Source organism: Streptomyces sp. NPDC047853, assembly GCF_043204535.1.
Taxonomy (GTDB): Bacteria; Actinomycetota; Actinomycetes; order Streptomycetales; family Streptomycetaceae; genus Streptomyces.
In genome coordinates, this window is record NZ_JBIDCI010000013.1 from 44,448 (window position 1) to 62,183 (window position 17,736).

18 protein-coding genes are annotated in these 17,736 nt (G+C 72.9%); 14 read left to right on the plus strand and 4 right to left on the minus strand.

Annotated features, from left to right (window positions below):
- The first annotated feature begins 13 nt into the window (after positions 1-13).
- Positions 14-874: a thioesterase family protein gene (locus ACGF5T_RS23595; RefSeq protein WP_366767325.1), complete on the plus strand. Its 861-nt coding sequence runs from the start codon at positions 14-16 to the stop codon at positions 872-874.
- 69 nt (positions 875-943) lie between these two features.
- On the opposite strand, the gene ACGF5T_RS23600 is transcribed toward ACGF5T_RS23595, so the two are convergent.
- Positions 944-1,579 carry a TetR family transcriptional regulator gene (locus ACGF5T_RS23600; protein ID WP_366767326.1) on the minus strand — a complete coding sequence of 212 codons (636 nt, stop codon included), beginning with the start codon at positions 1,577-1,579 and terminating at the stop codon, positions 944-946.
- Between the two features lie 115 nt (positions 1,580-1,694).
- Here ACGF5T_RS23600 and ACGF5T_RS23605 point away from each other — a divergent pair, with 115 nt between their 5' ends.
- From ACGF5T_RS23605 to ACGF5T_RS23615, 3 genes are all read left to right on the plus strand, one after another.
- Positions 1,695-1,862, plus strand: coding sequence for a hypothetical protein (locus tag ACGF5T_RS23605; protein ID WP_356610485.1), 168 nt, complete (start codon positions 1,695-1,697; stop codon positions 1,860-1,862).
- 33 nt (positions 1,863-1,895) lie between these two features.
- A complete protein-coding gene (locus ACGF5T_RS23610) occupies positions 1,896-2,162 on the plus strand; it encodes a DUF4190 domain-containing protein (RefSeq protein ID WP_356610486.1) in 267 nt (88 codons plus the stop codon).
- A 65-nt stretch (positions 2,163-2,227) separates the two neighbouring features.
- Positions 2,228-3,397, plus strand: coding sequence for a cysteine desulfurase family protein (locus ACGF5T_RS23615; protein WP_356610487.1), 1,170 nt, complete (start codon positions 2,228-2,230; stop codon positions 3,395-3,397).
- A gap of 21 nt (positions 3,398-3,418) precedes the next feature.
- Here ACGF5T_RS23615 and ACGF5T_RS23620 read toward each other — a convergent pair whose 3' ends face one another.
- Positions 3,419-4,138: an N-acetylmuramoyl-L-alanine amidase gene (locus tag ACGF5T_RS23620; RefSeq protein ID WP_356610488.1), complete on the minus strand. Its 720-nt coding sequence runs from the start codon at positions 4,136-4,138 to the stop codon at positions 3,419-3,421.
- Between the two features lie 60 nt (positions 4,139-4,198).
- Between ACGF5T_RS23620 and mnmA the strand changes: the two genes are divergently transcribed.
- A complete protein-coding gene (gene mnmA, locus ACGF5T_RS23625; protein ID WP_356610489.1) occupies positions 4,199-5,329 on the plus strand; it encodes a tRNA 2-thiouridine(34) synthase MnmA in 1,131 nt (376 codons plus the stop codon).
- A gap of 22 nt (positions 5,330-5,351) precedes the next feature.
- On the opposite strand, the gene ACGF5T_RS23630 is transcribed toward mnmA, so the two are convergent.
- Together ACGF5T_RS23630 and ACGF5T_RS23635 are read right to left on the minus strand one after the other, a co-directional pair.
- Positions 5,352-6,128 carry an alpha/beta hydrolase gene (locus ACGF5T_RS23630; protein WP_356610490.1) on the minus strand — a complete coding sequence of 259 codons (777 nt, stop codon included), beginning with the start codon at positions 6,126-6,128 and terminating at the stop codon, positions 5,352-5,354.
- 53 nt (positions 6,129-6,181) lie between these two features.
- Positions 6,182-6,505, minus strand: coding sequence for a DUF427 domain-containing protein (locus ACGF5T_RS23635; protein ID WP_356610491.1), 324 nt, complete (start codon positions 6,503-6,505; stop codon positions 6,182-6,184).
- A gap of 93 nt (positions 6,506-6,598) precedes the next feature.
- Here ACGF5T_RS23635 and ACGF5T_RS23640 point away from each other — a divergent pair, with 93 nt between their 5' ends.
- From ACGF5T_RS23640 to gatB, 9 genes are all read left to right on the plus strand, one after another.
- Positions 6,599-7,138 (plus strand): TIGR00730 family Rossman fold protein, encoded by a 540-nt coding sequence (locus ACGF5T_RS23640; protein WP_356610492.1) that lies wholly within the window; start codon positions 6,599-6,601, stop codon positions 7,136-7,138.
- Between the two features lie 18 nt (positions 7,139-7,156).
- Positions 7,157-7,855, plus strand: coding sequence for an SDR family oxidoreductase (locus ACGF5T_RS23645; protein WP_356610493.1), 699 nt, complete (start codon positions 7,157-7,159; stop codon positions 7,853-7,855).
- Between the two features lie 51 nt (positions 7,856-7,906).
- A complete protein-coding gene (locus ACGF5T_RS23650) occupies positions 7,907-8,914 on the plus strand; it encodes a methionine synthase (RefSeq protein WP_356610494.1) in 1,008 nt (335 codons plus the stop codon).
- Positions 8,915-8,929: 15 nt separating this feature from the next.
- On the plus strand, positions 8,930-11,125 hold the full coding sequence (gene ligA, locus ACGF5T_RS23655; protein WP_356610495.1) for an NAD-dependent DNA ligase LigA: 2,196 nt from the start codon (positions 8,930-8,932) through the stop codon (positions 11,123-11,125).
- Positions 11,126-11,384: 259 nt separating this feature from the next.
- Positions 11,385-13,607, plus strand: coding sequence for a bifunctional diguanylate cyclase/phosphodiesterase (locus tag ACGF5T_RS23660; RefSeq protein ID WP_361013086.1), 2,223 nt, complete (start codon positions 11,385-11,387; stop codon positions 13,605-13,607).
- Positions 13,608-14,040: 433 nt separating this feature from the next.
- Positions 14,041-14,337 carry an Asp-tRNA(Asn)/Glu-tRNA(Gln) amidotransferase subunit GatC gene (gene gatC, locus ACGF5T_RS23665; protein WP_003973500.1) on the plus strand — a complete coding sequence of 99 codons (297 nt, stop codon included), beginning with the start codon at positions 14,041-14,043 and terminating at the stop codon, positions 14,335-14,337.
- Positions 14,338-14,342: 5 nt separating this feature from the next.
- Positions 14,343-15,836, plus strand: coding sequence for an Asp-tRNA(Asn)/Glu-tRNA(Gln) amidotransferase subunit GatA (gene gatA / locus ACGF5T_RS23670; protein ID WP_356610497.1), 1,494 nt, complete (start codon positions 14,343-14,345; stop codon positions 15,834-15,836).
- On the plus strand, positions 15,833-16,072 hold the full coding sequence (locus ACGF5T_RS23675; RefSeq protein ID WP_361013082.1) for a hypothetical protein: 240 nt from the start codon (positions 15,833-15,835) through the stop codon (positions 16,070-16,072). Before gatA ends, ACGF5T_RS23675 begins: the two co-directional genes overlap by 4 nt.
- A gap of 15 nt (positions 16,073-16,087) precedes the next feature.
- Positions 16,088-17,599, plus strand: a complete 1,512-nt coding sequence (gene gatB, locus ACGF5T_RS23680) for an Asp-tRNA(Asn)/Glu-tRNA(Gln) amidotransferase subunit GatB (protein ID WP_366767328.1) — start codon at positions 16,088-16,090, stop codon at positions 17,597-17,599.
- Positions 17,600-17,736: the final 137 nt, after the last annotated feature.

Below are 17,736 nucleotides of genomic sequence, written 5' to 3' on the forward strand. Positions count from 1 at the left end.
GTACCGTGCAGCCATGCCAGAAGCAGCCTCCGCAGCGGTCACCCGTGCCACCATCGGCGACAGCGAGTTCGACCGGGACACCGCCGTCTCCCGGCGCGCCCCGGGCGTCTACGACATCGACCTGTCCGCCGGCTGGACGATCATCAGCGCCGTCAACGGCGGCTATCTGCTGGCCGTGCTGGGCCGCGCCCTCGCGGACGCGCTCCCGCACCCCGACCCCTTCACCGTCTCGGCGCACTACCTCACCGCCTCCCAGCCGGGCCCGGCGGTCGTGCGCACCGAGACCGTCCGCGCGGGACGCACCCTCTCGACGGGGCAGGCCTCGCTCTTCCAGTACGACGACGAGGGCAACGAGGTCGAGCGCATCCGCGTCCTCGCCTCCTACGGCGACCTCGGCACGCTGCCCGACGACGTCCGCACCTCGGCGAAACCGCCGGCGATCCCGCCGATGGACCAGTGCTTCGGCCCGGAGGACGGCCCCGCCCCCGTCGACGGCAGCTCCGCCATCGCCGACCGGCTGATGCTCAAGCTCGACCCCGCCACGCTGGGCTGGGCCCTCGGTCAGCCCTCGGGCAAGGGCGAGATGCGGGCCTGGTTCGGGCTCGCCGACGGCCGCGACGCCGACCCGCTGTCGCTGCTCCTCGCGGTGGACGCGCTGCCCCCGACCGCCTTCGAGCTGGGGCTCAAGGGCTGGGTGCCGACGGTCGAGCTGACCGTGCACGTGCGGTGCCGTCCGGCGCCGGGCCCGCTGCGCGTCGCCATCACCACGCGCAACCTCGCCGGCGGCTTCCTGGAGGAGGACGCCGAGGTCTGGGACAGCGCCGACCGCCTGGTGGCCCAGTCCCGCCAGCTGGCCCGGGTCCGGCTCGGCTGATCCGCCGTCACCGGGGCGTTCCGCGTCGCGGTGGCGTGCGTCTGACGCCCCCGGTCGCCGGGCGCCCCGTCAGTCCAGCCAGTGCCGCCGGCCGACGCTGATGAGCCGCATCTGGCGGGTCGCGGTGTCGGCGGCACGTCGGCGCTCCTCCTCCGGCGCGTCCGGTGCCTCCAGCGCCTCCAGGAACAGCGACGCCGTGATCAGCATCTGGTCGACGTACAGGCCGGCCAGCATCCGCAGGTCGGCGTCGCTCCACCGGGCCGAGGCGGGGTCCTTGGCCAACTCCGCCCGCACCTCCTCGGCGAACCGCGCCAGCTGCTCCCGTATGGCCTCCCGCACCGGCTGCACCCCGCCGTGCCGCTCGCGGGCGATGAAGCGGACGTGGGCCGGGTGCGCGGCCACATGACCGGCGATCAGCCCGATCGCGCGGGCGATGCGCTCGTCGCTGTCCTCGGCCGGTGACACCGTGGTCCGGATCATCGGGTGCAGGCTGCCCAGCGCCTCCTCCACCAGCGCCACGCCGAGGTCGGCCGTGGAACGGAAGTGCCGGTAGAAGGCGGTCGGAGCGACGCCCACGGCACGGGTGACCTCCCGCAGACCGAGACTGCTCAGGCTCTGCTCCTCCAGCAGTCCGAGAGCCGCGTCCAGGAGCGCCTGCCGGGTCTTCTGCTTCTGGGCCTGCCGGACGCCGGAGATGTGACTCATGCCATGCAGTTAACAACTGTTCTCTGTAAAGGGAAAGTCGTGGCGCGCGCTAGGCTGGGTAGTCAGTGAACAACTGTAACTACAACCGTTCACCGAAGGTTGGGGGATCCGCTCCATGCTGTTTCTCGTCGCCGCCCTCCTGCTCCTCGGCGTGGTGCTGGGCACCGTCGCCCACGCGCCGCTCACCTTCTCCGTCGCCGTCGGCGCGGTCATCGCCGTCTGGCTCGGCGTCTTCGCGCTCCGCGAGCGGCACGGCCGCCGGCGGAGCACCTCCGCCCACTGACGCACGGACCCGCAGCACAGTAGGGAGAACACCATGCAGCTCACCGCACCGGCCACCCGCCGGACCGGAATCCGGGACACCGACGGCATGGCCGTCGCCGCCTTCGTCCTCGGCCTGCTCGGCCTGCTCGTCCTCAACGTCTTCCTCGGCCCGATCGCCATCGCCCTGGCGAGCGTCGCCCTGTGGCGCGGCACCGCCCGCCGCGGCCGGGCCCTCCTCGGCCTCGGCCTGGGCGTCGCCGACCTGCTGGTCCTGGTGGCCTTCATGGCCGCGGACGACACGATGTCCTGGAGCCTGTGAGGCGAGGGGACAGACCGGCTCTGGTCCGAGGCCGGGTGGGGCCGCCCCGTAGAATCGGCGTCACCATGGCTTACCTCGACCACGCCGCGACCACCCCGATGCTTCCCGAGGCAGTCGAGGCTCTCACCGCGCACCTGAGCGTCACCGGCAACGCCTCCTCCCTGCACGCGTCCGGCCGCCGCGCACGGCGCAGCGTCGAGGAGGCCCGCGAGACCCTCGCCGAGGCCCTCGGTGCCCGGCCCAGCGAGGTGGTGTTCACCTCCGGCGGCACCGAGGCCGACAACCTCGCCGTCAAGGGCCTGTACTGGGCCCGCCGCGACGCCGACCCGGCCCGCACCCGGGTCCTGGCCGGCCCCGTCGAGCACCACGCGGTCCTCGACGCGGTCCACTGGCTCGGCGAGCACGAGGGCGCGACGGTCGAGTACCTGCCGGTGGACGCCCACGGCCGCGTCCACCCCGAGGCGCTGCGGGAGGCCATCGCCCGCGACCCCGCCGACGTGGCCCTCGCCACCGTCATGTGGGCCAACAACGAGATCGGTACGATCATGCCGATCCGTGAACTCGCCGACGTGGCCGCCGAGTTCGACGTCCCGTTGCACTCCGACGCGGTCCAGGCCGTCGGCCAGCTCCCGGTCGACTTCGCCGCCTCCGGGCTCGCCGCCATGACGGTCTCCGGCCACAAGATCGGCGGCCCCTACGGCATCGGCGCACTGCTCCTCGGCCGTGAGTACAGCCCCGTACCGGTCCTGCACGGCGGCGGCCAGGAACGCCACGTGCGCTCCGGCACCCTCGACGTCCCCGCCGTGGCCTCCTTCGCGGTCGCCGGCCGCCTCGCCGCCGAGCAGCGCGAGTGGTTCGCCCGCGAGATCGGCGCCCTGCGCGACGACCTGGTCGAAGCGGTCCGCGCGGCGGTCCCCGACGCGATCCTCGGCGGCGATCCCGCACCGGAGGGCCGCCTCCCGGCCAACGCCCACTTCACCTTCCCCGGCTGCGAGGGCGACTCCCTGCTGCTCCTGCTCGACGCCCAGGGCATCGAGTGCTCCACCGGCTCCGCCTGCACCGCGGGCGTCGCCCAGCCCAGCCACGTGCTGCTGGCCACCGGCACCGACCCGGACCTGGCCCGCGGCACCCTGCGCTTCTCCCTCGGCCACACCTCCACGCAGGCCGACGTCGAGGCGCTGGCCAACGCCATCGGCCCGGCGGTGGAACGGGCGCGGGCGGCCGGGCTCAGCTAGGGCGGACCGGGCCCCGGGGGTTCAGGTGCCGGTGCGGCCGGGCGAGGGGCTCGGCGGCGCGCTCGTCGCCGCCCGCCGGACCAGCTTCATGTACCGGTCCCAGTCCCAGTGCGGCCCCGGGTCGGTGTGGTCGGTGCCCGGCACCTCCACATGACCGAGGATGTGCTCGCGGTCCAGGGGTATGTCGTACCGCGCGCAGATCCCGGCCGTGAGCCGCGCGGAGGCCGCGTACATCGCGTCGGTGAAGTCCTGCGGGCGGTCCACGAAGCCCTCGTGCTCGATGCCGACACTGCGTTCGTTGTAGTCGCGGTTGCCCGCGTGGTAGGCCACGTCCAGCTCGCGGATCATCTGGGTGACGCGTCCGTCCTGCCCGACGATGTAGTGCGTGGCCGCCTGGTGGTCCGGGTCCTGGAACGCCTTCACCGCGCTGGCGAAACTGCCCTGCGTGACGTGGACGATCACCATGTCGACGCCGAAGTCGTCGGGCCGGTCGGCACGCCGCCAGTTCGCGTCCGAGGCCGCCACCCAGCGCGCGCCGCCGTAGTCGACCGCGCCCTCCTCGCGGGGCTTCTCCACCCCCGGGGCGCGCCACCACAGACGGGCCAGCTCGTCGCGCGCCAGCACGGCGGTGCCCACGGCCGCCGCGGCACCGCCGACGAGCAGCGCCCGTCGGCCGATGCGCCGGTCCGCGTCCCCGGACCCGCCGGAGGATGCGCCTGTCGATTCGTGCTTCGCCCCCATGTGATCGTGAACGGATACGCGCGCGCTCCGGTTCCCGCCTCCCCGTACCCTGGAGGGGTTATGACTGACTCCCCGCAGCGCACCCGTCCCCTCCGCGTCCTCGCCGCCATGTCGGGCGGAGTCGACTCCGCCGTCGCCGCCGCCCGCGCGGCCGAGGCGGGGCACGACGTGACCGGCGTCCATCTCGCGCTCTCCGCGAACCCGCAGTCCTTCCGCACGGGCGCCCGGGGCTGTTGCACCATCGAGGACTCGCGGGACGCCCGCCGCGCGGCGGACGTCATCGGCATCCCGTTCTACGTGTGGGACCTCGCCGACCGCTTCCGGGAGGACGTGGTCGAGGACTTCGTCGCCGAGTACGAGGCCGGCCGGACCCCCAACCCCTGCCTGCGCTGCAACGAGAAGATCAAGTTCGCCGCGCTGCTCGACAAGGCCCTGGCGCTCGGCTTCGACGCCGTGTGCACCGGCCACTACGCCAAGGTGATCCTGCGCGAGGACGGCACCCGCGAGCTGCACCGCGCCTCCGACATGGCCAAGGACCAGAGCTACGTCCTCGGTGTGCTCGACGACCGCCAGCTCGCCCACGCCCTGTTCCCGCTCGGCGACACCCTCACCACCAAGGACGAGATCCGCGCGGAGGCCGAGCGCAGGGGACTCGCGGTGGCCAAGAAGCCCGACTCGCACGACATCTGCTTCATCGCCGACGGCGACACCCAGGGCTTCCTCGCCGACCGGCTCGGCAAGGCCGAGGGCGACATCGTCGACGAGGCGGGCAACCGGCTCGGCACCCACGAGGGGGCGTACGGCTACACCATCGGCCAGCGCAAGGGCCTGAGGATCGGCACCCCGGCCCCCGACGGCAAGCCCCGCTACGTCCTGGACATCTCCCCGGTGACCAACACGGTGACGGTGGGCCCGGCCGACGCCCTGGACGTCAGCGGGCTGCGGGCGATCAGGCCCCGCTGGTGCGGCGCCGCCCCGACCGGCCCCGGCACCTACACGGCCCAGCTCCGCGCCCACGGCGGCGAGACCGAGGTACGGGCCGAACTGGTCGACGGCGCCCTGGAGGTGTCGTTCGCCGAGCCGGTGCGCGGCGTCGCCCCCGGCCAGGCGATCGTGCTCTACGACGGCACCCGCGTGGTGGGCTCGGCGACGATCGCGTCCACCACGCGCGCGACGGCCGGCGTGGTCTGAGCGGAGCGGCGCCCCGCTCCGCTCAACCGGCGAAGAACTCCGCGAGGACCGGCGCCAGCACGCCCGGCTCCACCATGTGCGACTGCCCCTCCAGGGCGCGGTACGTCCCCTGGGGGGCCGCCTCGGCCACCGTCCTCGCGGCCTCGCGCATCCACTCCGCGCTCGCGCCGCCCGCCAGGGACAGCAGGGGCGCGGTGACCGACGCGAGCACGGACCGGGGGGCCCGGTGGTCGCCCATCACCGCGTCGTCGTACGCCAGACTCGGCGCGACCGACTCCATCCCCGCCCACATGGGGGACTGGCGGGCGCTGCGGATCATCTCCTCGCCGAGGCCCGTGAGCCTCAGGAACAGCTCCACCGCCTCCCCGCGCCGCCCCCGCCCCAGCGCCTCGGTCAGCCGCTCGGTGTACTCGGCGCCGGCCCGCGCGGCCTCGTCGTCCATGGCGTACGGCACCTCGTACACGGCGACCCGGCGCACCGGCAGGCCGCTCGCCGCCGCGCGGAGCACCAGCGCGCCGCCCGACGAGACGCCGTACAGCGAGGCCTCGCCGCCCACCGCCTCGATCAGCGCCGCCAGGTCCTCGACCTCGCGCTCCACCGCGTAGGGCTCCGTGTCGCCGCTCTCCCCGCGACCCCGGCGGTCGTACACGGTGACGTCGAAGCGGTCCGCCAGCGCGGCGGCCAGCGGCGCGACCGTGGCCCCCGTGGACATCGCGCCGCTGACCAGGACGACCGCGGGCCCCTGCCCGGTGCGTGCGTAGGCGATGCGCGTGCCGTCGCGCGAAGAAGTGTGCTCCATGCCTGAGCAGACTGCCCTACGGCACGCGGTTCATCGCTCAGGACACGAGGCGGTCAGGACACCTCGACGTCGTAGAAGCAGAGGTGGTCCTTGATCTCCCGCACGTCCGGCTTCGGGTCCGGGTACGCCCAGACCAGATCCGCCGCGTCCGGCAGCGACCAGTAGGTCGCGTCGCCCTTGAACGGGCAGTGGGTGCGGGTGGCGGACGGCGTCAGCAGGTCGAACCGCACGTCCTCGGCCGGGATGTAGTAGCGGTCGGGACAGCCCGTCTCGCGCAGGACCAGCGCCCCGTCGCTCTCCGCCAGAACCTGGTCGCCGTGGACGGCGCGTACATGTCGGTCGCTCGGCTCGACGGTGATGCGGTGTCCCTTGGTCACGACGGTCCTCCTCGGTCGGTGGTGGCCCCGGTCACTGCAGCGCGCCCGGCAGCCGGGTTCTTCCCGGCGGAGCGCCGAACGTACCGTGACCCCATGAACATCTGCGTCTTCCTCTCCGCCGCCGACCTCGACGAGCGCTACACGCGCCCCGCGAAGGAGTTCGCCGAACTGCTCGGGAAGGGCCGCCACACCCTCGTCTGGGGCGGGTCGGACGTCGGTCTGATGAAGGTGGTCGCCGACGGCGTGCAGGAGGCCGGGGGGCGGCTGCTCGGGGTCTCGGTGGACTTCCTGGCGGCCACGGCGCGCCAGGGCGCCGACGAGATGGTGATCGCCAAGGACCTCGCCGAGCGCAAGCGGCTGCTGCTGGAGAAGGCGGACGCCGTGGTGATCATGGTGGGCGGCACCGGCACCCTGGACGAGGCGACGGAGATCCTGGAGCTGAAGAAGCACGGGCACACCGACAAGCCGGTCGTCCTGCTCAACACGGCGGGCTTCTACGACGGCCTCAAGGAGCAGTTCCGCCGCATGGAGGACGAGGGCTTCCTGCCGCGTCCCCTCACCGAGCTGGTGTTCTTCGCCGAGGAGCCGGTCGGGGCGCTGGCCTACCTGGAGGAGAGCCAGGGCATCGAGTGAGCCCGCGGTGATGCGAGCATGGCGGGCATGGCTACACATGTGATCACCGGAGCGGGCTCCGGCATCGGCGCCGCCGTCACCCGCCGCCTGCACGAGCGCGGCGACGAGGTCGTGCTCCACGCGCGCGACGCGGGCCGCGCCAAGGAGCTGGCCGCCGCGTTCCCCGGCGCGAAGACGCTGGTCGGCGACCTCGCGGACCCCGACAAGCTCTCCTGGGCCTTCTCGCACCAGACGCTGCCCGGGCGGGTCGACTCGCTGCTGCACATCGCCGGGGTGGTCGACCTCGGTCCGGTCGGCGACCTCACCCCCAAGACGTGGCGCAACCAGCTCAACGTCAACCTGGTCTCCCCGGCCGAGCTGACCCGCCTCCTCCTGCCGCAGCTGCGCGTCGCCCAGGGCCAGGTGCTCTTCGTCAACTCCGGGTCCGGCCTCAACGCGCACGCCGGCTGGTCCGCCTACGCCGCCTCCAAGCACGGCCTGAAGGCGCTGGCCGACTCCCTGCGCCAGGAGGAGCACGCGAACGGCGTGCGCGTCACCTCGGTCTACCCCGGCCGCACCGCCAGCCCCATGCAGGCCAAGGTGCACCAGCAGGAGGGCAAGGAGTACGACCCCTCGAAGTGGATCGACCCCGAGTCCGTGGCCACGACGGTCCTGATGGCCCTGGACCTGCCCCGGGACGCGGAGGTCAACGACCTGACGGTGCGTCCGGGGCGGTGACGGCGCCGGGCCGTTCGGTAGGCTGCCGCGGCGACTCCGTAGGCTGCTGCGGTGACTGAAATCAGCCAGCCCGCCTTCGGCCCCGCCACCGGCATCGGCTCCCTGCCGGGTCAGGACGCCCGCGAGGCCGTGAAAACCGCCACCGGCAGCTCCGAGGACTTTCCCTTCCTCCCCGAACTGCCCGCCCGCGGCCCCGGCGCCGACATGATCGGCCGCACCGCCGGAATGCTCGTCGAGCTGTACGCGCGCGTGGAACCCAGCGGCTGGCGGCTCGGCGACCGGCCGGGACGGGACACCAAACGGGCCCGCGCCTGGCTCCGCGAGGACCTCGACGCCCTGGAGGAGTTCACCCAGGGCTACGAGGGACCGGTCAAGGTCCAGGCAGTGGGCCCCTGGACGCTCGCCGCCGCGCTGGAACTCAGGAACGGCGAGGCCGTCCTCTCCGACCCCGGTGCCTGCCGCGACCTCGCCGCCTCGCTCGCCGAGGGACTGCGTCAGCACCTCGCCGAGGTCCGCCGCCGCATCCCGGGCGCCCGGCCCGTGCTCCAGCTCGACGAGCCGTCCCTCACCGCCGTCCTGCGCGGCCAGGTGCGCAGCGCCAGCGGCTACCGCACCCACCGGGCCGTCGACCGGCAGGTCGTCGAGGCCGCCCTGCGCGACACCGCCGCCGTGCACGGCGACGGCCCCGTCGTGGTCCACTCCTGCGCACCCGACGTGCCGTTCGCCCTGCTGCGCCGGGCCGGCGTCGCGGGCGTCTCCTTCGACTTCTCGCTCCTCACCGAGCGTGACGACGAGGCGATCGGCGAGGCGGTCGAAGGAGGCACCAGGCTGTTCGCCGGTGTCGTGCCCGGCACGGACGCCGCATTGTCGGACCCTGCCGGTAGCGTCATGGGTGTCAGGACGCTGTGGCGCAGGCTGGGGCTGCATCCGGGGCTGCTCGCGGAGGCGGTGACGGTCACCCCGTCGTGCGGACTCGCGGGCGCGTCCCCCGAGTACGCCCGCCGTGCGCTCGCCCACTGCGTCCGGGCGGCGAGATCCCTCGCGGACAACCCAGAGTAACGGGAGGACCACACGGTGGCCGGCGACAAGCAAGCGGAGACGACGAGCGTGCCCGCCGAGGCGCGCGAGAAGCACGTGCAGCTCGCTGAGCAGATCGAGGAGCACCGCTTCCGGTACTACGTGAAGGACGCCCCCGTCGTCAGCGACGCGGACTTCGACCGGCTGCTGCGCTCCCTGGAGGAGCTGGAGGAGGAGTACCCGGAGCTGCGCACCCCGGACTCCCCGACCCAGAAGGTCGCCGGGTCCTACGCGACCGAGTTCACGGCCGTGGAGCACCGCTCCCGCATGCTCTCCCTCGACAACACCTTCAACGACGAGGAGCTCGCCGCCTGGACCGAGCGCATCGCCAAGGAGCTGGGCGAGCAGGAGTACCACTTCCTGTGCGAGCTGAAGGTCGACGGACTCGCCGTCAACCTCACCTACGAGCGCGGCCGCCTGGTGCGCGCGGCCACCCGCGGCGACGGCCGCACCGGCGAGGACATCACGCCCAACGTCCGGACCATCGCCGACATCCCCGAGCGCCTGCGGGGCGACGAGGTCCCCGACCTGGTGGAGATCCGCGGCGAGGTCTACTTCCCGATGGAGAAGTTCCAGGAACTCAACGCCCGGTTGAACGAGGCGGGGGACAAGCCCTTCGCCAACCCGCGCAACGCGGCGGCCGGTTCGCTGCGCCAGAAGGACCCGCGCGTCACCGCCACCCGCCCGCTGCACATGGTGGTCCACGGCATCGGCGTCCTGGAGGGCTACCAGGGCATGACCCGCCTCTCCCAGGGCTACGACCTGCTCAGGACCTGGGGCCTGCCCACCTCCCCCCACAACCGGGTGGTCGACGGCCTCGACGGCGTACGCGAGTTCATCGCGTACTACGGCGAGAACCGCCACTCCGTGGCGCACGAGATCGACGGCGTCGTCGTGAAGCTCGACGAGATCCGCCTCCAGGGGCGGCTCGGCTCGACCGCGCGCGCACCGCGCTGGGCCATCGCCTACAAGTACGCGCCGGAGGAGGTCAACACCAAACTCGTCGACATCAAGGTGGGCGTCGGCCGCACCGGCCGCGTCACGCCGTACGCGCAGGTCGAGCCGGTCACCGTGGCCGGCAGCGAGGTGGAGTTCGCCACGCTGCACAACCAGGAGGTCGTCAAGGCCAAGGGCGTGCTCATCGGCGACACCGTCGTGCTGCGCAAGGCCGGCGACGTGATCCCGGAGATCCTCGGACCGGTCGCCGACCTGAGGGACGGCAGCGAGCGGGAGTTCGTGATGCCGGCCGAGTGCCCCGAGTGCGGGGCGCCGCTGAAGGCCATGAAGGAGGGCGACATCGACCTCCGCTGCCCCAACGCCCAGAAGTGCCCGGCCCAGTTGCGCGGCCGCCTCTCCTACCTCGCCGGCCGCGAGTGCCTGGACATCGAGCACTTCGGCGACGTCGTGGCCGCCGCGCTGACCGCGCCGCTGGAGCCGGCCGACCCGCCGCTGGTGGACGAGGGCGACGTCTTCGACCTCACCGTCGAGAAGCTGCTGCCCATCAGGGCGTACGTCCTCGACCCGGACAGCGGGCTGCCCAAGCGCGACCCGAAGACCGGCGAGGAGAAGATCGCCACGGTCTTCGCCAACAAGGAGGGCGAGCCCAAGAAGAACACCCTCGCCCTGCTGAAGCACATCGAGGAAGCCAAGACCCGCCCCCTCGCGCGCTTCCTCAACGGCCTGTCCATCCGGTACGTGGGTCCCGTCGCCGCGCAGGCGCTGGCCCGGGAGTTCCGGTCCATGGAGCGCATCGAGCAGGCGACGGAAGAGGAGCTGGCGGCCACGGACGGGGTGGGCGGCACCATCGCCGCCGCCGTCAAGGAGTGGTTCGCCGAGGAGTGGCACCGCGAGATCGTCCGCAAGTGGAAGGCGGCCGGAGTCCCGCTGGAGGACCGGTCCACCGGCGAGGACGAGGGCCCGCGCCCGCTCGAAGGGCTCACCGTCGTCGTCACCGGCACCCTGGAGAACTTCACCCGGGACGGAGCCAAGGACGCCCTGCAGAGCAGGGGCGCCAAGGTGACCGGATCGGTCTCCAAGAAGACCTCGTTCGTCGTGGTCGGCGACAGCCCCGGGTCGAAGTACGACAAGGCGATGCAACTGAAGGTGCCGGTCCTGGACGAGGACGGTTTCACCGTCCTGCTCGAACAGGGGCCCGACGCCGCGGCCGGGGCGGCGCTTTCGGCCGAGGAATAGCGGTTGAAGGCCACCCGTTCGGCGCATACCAGATGCATACGGGTGGCCGGGTCGCATTCGGGCAACCGTCGGCGACCGGTGCCCCAGGAAGCCCTCCGCGGCCTACTGTTGAGATGTGCGCCTGCCGTGCCCAGCTGCGGTCGGGGCATTTTCCTGCCCCGCAGGGACAGGGGGAAGGGTTGTCCGACGCGGAGCCGTTGATGGTGGTCGAGGCGGGGGCCGCGTGGCGTGGGCACCGCCGGCTGTGAGAGGGACGGGAATGGAACCGACCGAGAGCGCCGCCGCGGGCTCACGGCTGCGCGTGCGCCACAGGGTGGGCGCGTGGCGCGTGAGCCGGTGGCTCGGGCAGCACGGTGGTGGCGCACCGCATCCCGCGGCGGACGCCCGCAACTCCGCGCCGCCGGCCGCCCGTCCCCCCGCAGCCCTGTCCGACACCGGGGGCGAACGGCACCCGCAGTGGCCCGCGTTGCCCTCGGCGGTCGTCGCGGCCGCCGCCTTCGTGCTGGGCGCCGGCTTCTACCGGGCCTTCACCGACGGCAACGCCCTCTTCCCGTCCGGCATCGCCGGCTGGTCCCTGGCCGTGCTGACCGGCGTCGTCGTGGGCCACCTGGTCATGCTCGGCCGCTCCCGCTGGTGGGGCGGCACCGGTTCGGGCGCCGCCCTCACCCTCTCCGTGCTGCTGCTCTACGGGTGGGTCCCGGCCGGCATGGTCAGCCTCACGGTCGTGGTCCTGGTCGGTGTGGCCCGCCGGGGCCGCTGGCGGCAGGGCGTCCTGCACGGCGCGGTGGACATCCTCGGCATCGCCGCCGGTGCCCTGCTGCTGGGTGTCTGCGGCTCCGTACCGTCCGTGGAGCACCCCTGGGACCCGAACACCTGGGGCGTGTACGCGGTGCCCAAGGTGGTGCTCGTGGCGGTCGCCTACCTCGCCGTCACCCGCGCCCTGCTGTGGTATCTGCAGACACCGCGCGCCGGCCTGCCCACCGTCGCCCGCAGCGCCCTGGTCAGACACGGACTGGTCGCCGTCGCGCTGCTCGGCATCGCCCCGCTGATCTGCGTGGTCGCCGTCGCCAAGCCGCTGTTGCTGCCGCTGTTCTCGATCCCGCTGATCGCCCTCGACTCCACGCTGTGGATCGCCCGCGCCCGGGCCGAGGAGCAGCTGCGCGACCCGCTCACCGGGCTCCCCAACCGGCAGTGGCTGCTGGAGCGGACGTGGGCCGCGCTGGACGACGCCGAGCGCATCGGCGCCCGCTCCGCCCTGCTGCTGATCGACCTCGACCGGTTCCGGTCGGTCAACGACACGCTCGGGCACCTGGCCGGCGACCGGCTGCTGCTGCAGACCGCCGACCGGCTGCGGCAGGCGCTGCCGCGCGGGGCGGAGGCCGCGCGGCTCGGCGGCGACGAGTTCGCCGTCTTACTTCCCGTCGCCGACTCCACCACGTCGGCGACCCGGATCACCCGGGGCCTCGTGGCCGCGCTCAGCTCCCCGCTGGACCTGGACGGACTCACCCTCGTGCTGGAGGCCAGCGCCGGGGTCGCCGTCTTCCCCGACCACGCGCTGGACGCGGAGGGGCTGCTGCGCCGCGCGGACGTGGCGATGTACCAGGCGAAGCGGGACCGCACGGGCGTCGAGGTCTACGAGTCCAAGCGGGACTCCAACACCCCGGACCGGCTCGGGCTCCTGGGCGACCTGCGCCGGGCGCTGGACGCGCACGAGGTCCAGCTGCACTACCAGCCCAAGGTCCGCTTCGACGGCCAGGTCGCGGGCCTGGAGGCGCTGGTCCGCTGGGTGCACCCCGAGCGCGGCAAGGTGCCGCCGGACGAGTTCATAGCCATCGCCGAGTCCTCCGGGCTGATGCCCCACCTCACCGAGTACGTCCTGGAGACGGCGCTGGCCCAGGTCGCCCGCTGGCGCTCCCAGGGCCTGTTCGTGCCGGTCGCGGTGAACGTCTCCCCGCGCGACGTGCACACCCCCGGCTTCGCGGGCGCGGTGGCCGCCCGGCTGGCCCGGCACGGGGTTCCGGCGGGAGCGCTCCAGCTCGAGATCACGGAACACGTCCTCCTGGAGGACCCGCAGCGCGCCGCCGACACCCTCAACGCGCTGACCGGGCACGGCGTGAAGATGTCCCTTGACGACTTCGGCACCGGCTACTCCTCGCTGGTCCACCTGCGCAGGCTCCCGGTCAGCGAGCTGAAGATCGACCGCTCGTTCGTGGCCCGGCTGGCCATCGACACCGAGGACGCCGAGATCGTGCGGTGCACCGTCGATCTCGCCCACTCCCTCGGCCTGCTCGTCGTCGCCGAGGGCGTGGAGGACGACGAGACCTGGGAACGCCTGCGCGACCTGGGCTGCGACGCCGTACAGGGCTGGCTGGTCGCGGCCGCGATGCCGCCGGAGGAGACGACGGCGTGGCTGCGCGCGCGGGGCTCACGCGGCTGGGTGCGGCCGGCCGCCGCGCTGCCCGTGGCGGCGACCGACGAGTGACCGGCCGCCCGCCGGGAGTGCCCGCCCCTCGATGAGGCGCCGGGGCGCCCACCCGTCGCGCCCGCCACCTTGCGGCGAGCCCCGGGCCCCGACAGGGTCCGGGCCGCGACTCCCACCCGGCTCGCGGCCTTCGGCCGGACCGCGGCCTCGGCTCGGCCGGCGGCCTGCTCGCGGCCTCCGTCCGGCCTGCGGCCTCCGTCCGGCCTGCGGCCTCCGTCCGGCCTGCTGGGCCCGCCTGGCTCCCGGCCTGCCTCGGTCCGCGGGCCCGCCCGGCTCCGGCCCCCGCCGGTCCATGGGCCCGCCCGGCCCCGGGACGCGTCGTCCCGGAAGGCGCCCCGGGGAAACCGTTTAACGGCCACGGCACCGCGCCCCATAGGATTGGGCACGAGCCGATTGGCCCGAACCGCACACACTCACCCCAGAGGAACGCTGCATGCCTGGCATCACGCGCGAGGAGGTCGCCCACCTCGCCCGGCTGGCGCGTCTGGAGCTGAAGCCCGAAGAGCTCGAGCACTTCGCGGGACAGCTGGACGACATCATCGGCGCGGTCGCCCGCGTCAGCGAGGTCGCCGACCAAGACGTACCGCCGACCTCGCACCCGCTCCCGCTGACGAACGTCATGCGGCCGGACGAGGTCCGTCCGTCGCTCACGCCCGAGCAGGCGCTCTCCGGCGCCCCGGCCCAGGAGCAGCAGCGTTTCAAGGTGCCGCAGATCCTGGGGGAGGAGTAACCGCCATGAGCGACATCATCAAGCTCACCGCGGCCGAGATCGCCGCGAAGATCGCCTCCGGCGAGCTGACCGCCGTCGAGGTCACCGAGGCCCACCTGGCCCGCATCGAGGCCGTGGACGAGAAGGTGCACGCCTTCCTGCACGTCGACCGCGAGGGCGCGCTCGCGCAGGCCCGCGCCGTGGACGCCAAGCGCGAGCGCGGCGAGAAGCTCGGCCCGCTGGCCGGCGTGCCGCTCGCGCTGAAGGACATCTTCACCACCGAGGGCGTCCCCACGACCGTCGGTTCGAAGATCCTCGAGGGCTGGATCCCGCCGTACGACGCGACCGTCACCCGGCGCCTCAAGGCCGCCGACGTCGTCATCCTCGGCAAGACCAACATGGACGAGTTCGCCATGGGGTCGAGCACCGAGAACAGCGCCTACGGCCCGACCGGCAACCCCTGGGACCTCACCAGGATCCCCGGCGGCTCCGGCGGCGGCTCCTCCGCGGCCCTGGCCGCCTTCCAGGCGCCGCTCGCCATCGGCACCGACACCGGCGGCTCCATCCGCCAGCCCGCGGCCGTCACCGGCACGGTCGGCGTCAAGCCGACGTACGGCGGCGTCTCCCGCTACGGCATGGTGGCCTTCTCCTCCTCCCTCGACCAGGGCGGCCCCTGCGCCCGCACGGTCCTGGACGCGGCCCTGCTGCACGAGGTGATCGCCGGGCACGACCCGATGGACTCCACCTCCATCGACGCACCGGTCCCCGCCGTCGTCGAGGCCGCCCGCAACGGCAGCGTCGCCGGGATGCGCGTGGGCGTCGTCAAGCAGTTCCGCGGCGAGGGCTACCAGGCCGGTGTCATCCAGCGCTTCGACGAGTCCGTCGAGCTGCTGAAGGAGCTGGGCGCCGAGATCGTCGAGCTGGACTGCCCGTCCTTCGACCTCGCGCTCTCCGCGTACTACCTGATCGCCCCCTCGGAGTGCTCCTCCAACCTCGCCCGCTTCGACGGCCTGCGCTACGGCGCGCGCGTCGGCGACGACGGCACGCACTCCGCCGAGGAGGTCACCTCCCTGACCCGCGAGGCCGGTTTCGGCCCCGAGGTCAAGCGGCGCATCATGCTCGGCACGTACGCCCTGTCGAGCGGCTACTACGACGCGTACTACGGCAGCGCCCAGAAGGTCCGCACCCTCATCAAGCAGGAGTTCGAGCGGTCCTTCGAGCAGGTCGACGTGATCGTCTCCCCGACGACCCCGACCACCGCCTTCCCGATCGGCGAGCGCGCCGACGACCCGATGGCGATGTACCTGGCCGACCTGTGCACCATCCCCACCAACCTGGCGGGCAACGCGGCCATGTCGCTGCCCTGCGGCCTCGCCCCCGAGGACAACCTGCCGGTGGGTCTGCAGATCATCGCCCCCGCCATGAAGGACGACCGGCTGTACAAGGTCGGCGCCGCCGTCGAGGCCGCCTTCGTGGAAAAGTGGGGTCACCCGCTGATCGAGGAGGCACCGTCGCTGTGAGCAAGCTGTCGAAGGCCAAGGGCTTCAAGAAGTCCAAGAACGGCCTGTACCTGTCCATGGCCACCACCGCGTTCGGCGCGCTCAGCGTCGCCAAGCAGGCGAAGCTCGCCCGCACCGAGAGCGACACGCTCCGTCTGATCGACGCCGCCGTGTCCGCCGCCGCCATCGCCACCGGCCTCGCCATCCTCTACCGCGAGCTGAAGCGGCTGGGCGACGACGACGTCCTGCTGGGCTGAGAGGGAAGTTTCACCGTGACCACCACGACCGACCTGGTGTCGTACGAGGACGCTCTGGCGTCGTACGACCCCGTCATGGGCCTCGAGGTCCATGTCGAACTCGGCACCAAGACCAAGATGTTCTGCGGCTGCTCGACCGCGCTGGGCGCCGACCCGAACACCCAGACCTGCCCGGTCTGCCTCGGCATGCCCGGCGCGCTCCCGGTCGTCAACGCGACCGGCGTCGAGTCCGCGATCCGGATCGGCCTCGCGCTGAACTGCGAGATCGCCGAGTGGTGCCGCTTCGCCCGGAAGAACTACTTCTATCCGGACATGCCGAAGAACTTCCAGACCTCCCAGTACGACGAGCCGATCGCCTTCGACGGCTACCTCGACGTGCAGCTGGAGGACGGGGAGACCTTCCGGGTGCAGATCGAGCGCGCCCACATGGAGGAGGACACCGGCAAGTCGACGCACGTCGGTGGCGCGACGGGCCGTATCCACGGCGCCTCGCACTCCCTCCTCGACTACAACCGCGCCGGCATCCCGCTCATCGAGATCGTCACCAAGCCGATCGAGGGCGCGGGCGAGCGCGCCCCCGAGGTCGCGCGGGCCTACGTCCGCGAGCTGCGTGAACTCATCCGTGCCCTCGGCGTGTCCGAGGCCCGCATGGAGATGGGCCAGATGCGCTGCGACGTGAACCTGTCGCTGCGCCCGCACGGCCGGGAGAAGTTCGGCACCCGCTCCGAGACGAAGAACGTGAACTCGCTGCGGTCCGTCGAGCGCGCGGCCCGCTTCGAGATCCAGCGGCACGCGGCGGTCCTCTCCTCGGGCGGCACGATCATCCAGGAGACCCGCCACTTCCACGAGGACACGGGGTCCACGACCTCGGGCCGCGTGAAGGAGGAGGCCGAGGACTACCGGTACTTCCCGGAGCCCGACCTGGTGCCGGTGGCCCCCTCGCGCGAGTGGGTCGAGGAGATCCGCTCCGCCCTGCCCGAGCTGCCGCTGGTGCGCCGCAACCGGCTCCGCGAGGAGTGGGGCATCTCCGGCACCGACATGCAGTCGATCCTCAACGCCGGCGCGCTGGACCCGATCGTCGCCACGATCGACGCCGGCGCGGACGCGGCGTCCGCCCGCAAGTGGTGGATGGGCGAGCTGGCCCGCAGCGCCAACGAGTCCCAGAAGTCGCTGGACGAGCTGGCGATCACGCCGGAGCAGGTGGCCCGGGTCGCCGAGCTGGTGAACAAGGGCGACCTGAACGACAAGCTGGCCCGCCAGGTCATCCTGGGCGTCCTCGCCGGTGAGGGCACGCCGGACGAGGTCGTCGACCGGCGCGGCCTCAAGGTCGTCTCCGACGAGGGCGCGCTGACCACCGCCGTCGACGAGGCCATCGCCGACAACCCGGGCGTCGCGGACAAGATCCGCGGCGGCAAGGTGGCCGCGGCCGGCGCCCTGGTCGGCGCGGTCATGAAGGCGACCCGGGGTCAGGCCGACGCGGCCCGCGTCAAGGAACTGATCCTGCAGAAGCTGGGCGTCGAGGGCTGACACCAGCACTCTGAGGCGCTCCGAGGGGGATGCATCGGCGACGATGCATCCCCCTTCGGCATGCCCGCCATGTGAATAAGCCCACGAACTCCGCAAACGATCACTTCTGCCTGAAAGAGTGACGTCGCATTGCTCAT

What these genes read in the sequence shown, in the direction of transcription:
- ACGF5T_RS23595 (WP_366767325.1), top strand. Translation starts at nt 14, where the DNA reads ATGCCAGAAGCAGCCTCCGCAGCGGTCACCCGTGCCACCATCGGCGAC.
- ACGF5T_RS23600 (WP_366767326.1), bottom strand. Translation starts at nt 1,579, where the DNA reads ATGAGTCACATCTCCGGCGTCCGGCAGGCCCAGAAGCAGAAGACCCGG.
- ACGF5T_RS23605 (WP_356610485.1), top strand. Translation starts at nt 1,695, where the DNA reads ATGCTGTTTCTCGTCGCCGCCCTCCTGCTCCTCGGCGTGGTGCTGGGC.
- ACGF5T_RS23610 (WP_356610486.1), top strand. Translation starts at nt 1,896, where the DNA reads ATGCAGCTCACCGCACCGGCCACCCGCCGGACCGGAATCCGGGACACC.
- ACGF5T_RS23615 (WP_356610487.1), top strand. Translation starts at nt 2,228, where the DNA reads ATGGCTTACCTCGACCACGCCGCGACCACCCCGATGCTTCCCGAGGCA.
- ACGF5T_RS23620 (WP_356610488.1), bottom strand. Translation starts at nt 4,138, where the DNA reads ATGGGGGCGAAGCACGAATCGACAGGCGCATCCTCCGGCGGGTCCGGG.
- mnmA (WP_356610489.1), top strand. Translation starts at nt 4,199, where the DNA reads ATGACTGACTCCCCGCAGCGCACCCGTCCCCTCCGCGTCCTCGCCGCC.
- ACGF5T_RS23630 (WP_356610490.1), bottom strand. Translation starts at nt 6,128, where the DNA reads ATGGAGCACACTTCTTCGCGCGACGGCACGCGCATCGCCTACGCACGC.
- ACGF5T_RS23640 (WP_356610492.1), top strand. Translation starts at nt 6,599, where the DNA reads ATGAACATCTGCGTCTTCCTCTCCGCCGCCGACCTCGACGAGCGCTAC.
- ACGF5T_RS23645 (WP_356610493.1), top strand. Translation starts at nt 7,157, where the DNA reads ATGGCGGGCATGGCTACACATGTGATCACCGGAGCGGGCTCCGGCATC.
- ACGF5T_RS23660 (WP_361013086.1), top strand. Translation starts at nt 11,385, where the DNA reads ATGGAACCGACCGAGAGCGCCGCCGCGGGCTCACGGCTGCGCGTGCGC.
- gatC (WP_003973500.1), top strand. Translation starts at nt 14,041, where the DNA reads ATGCCTGGCATCACGCGCGAGGAGGTCGCCCACCTCGCCCGGCTGGCG.
- gatA (WP_356610497.1), top strand. Translation starts at nt 14,343, where the DNA reads ATGAGCGACATCATCAAGCTCACCGCGGCCGAGATCGCCGCGAAGATC.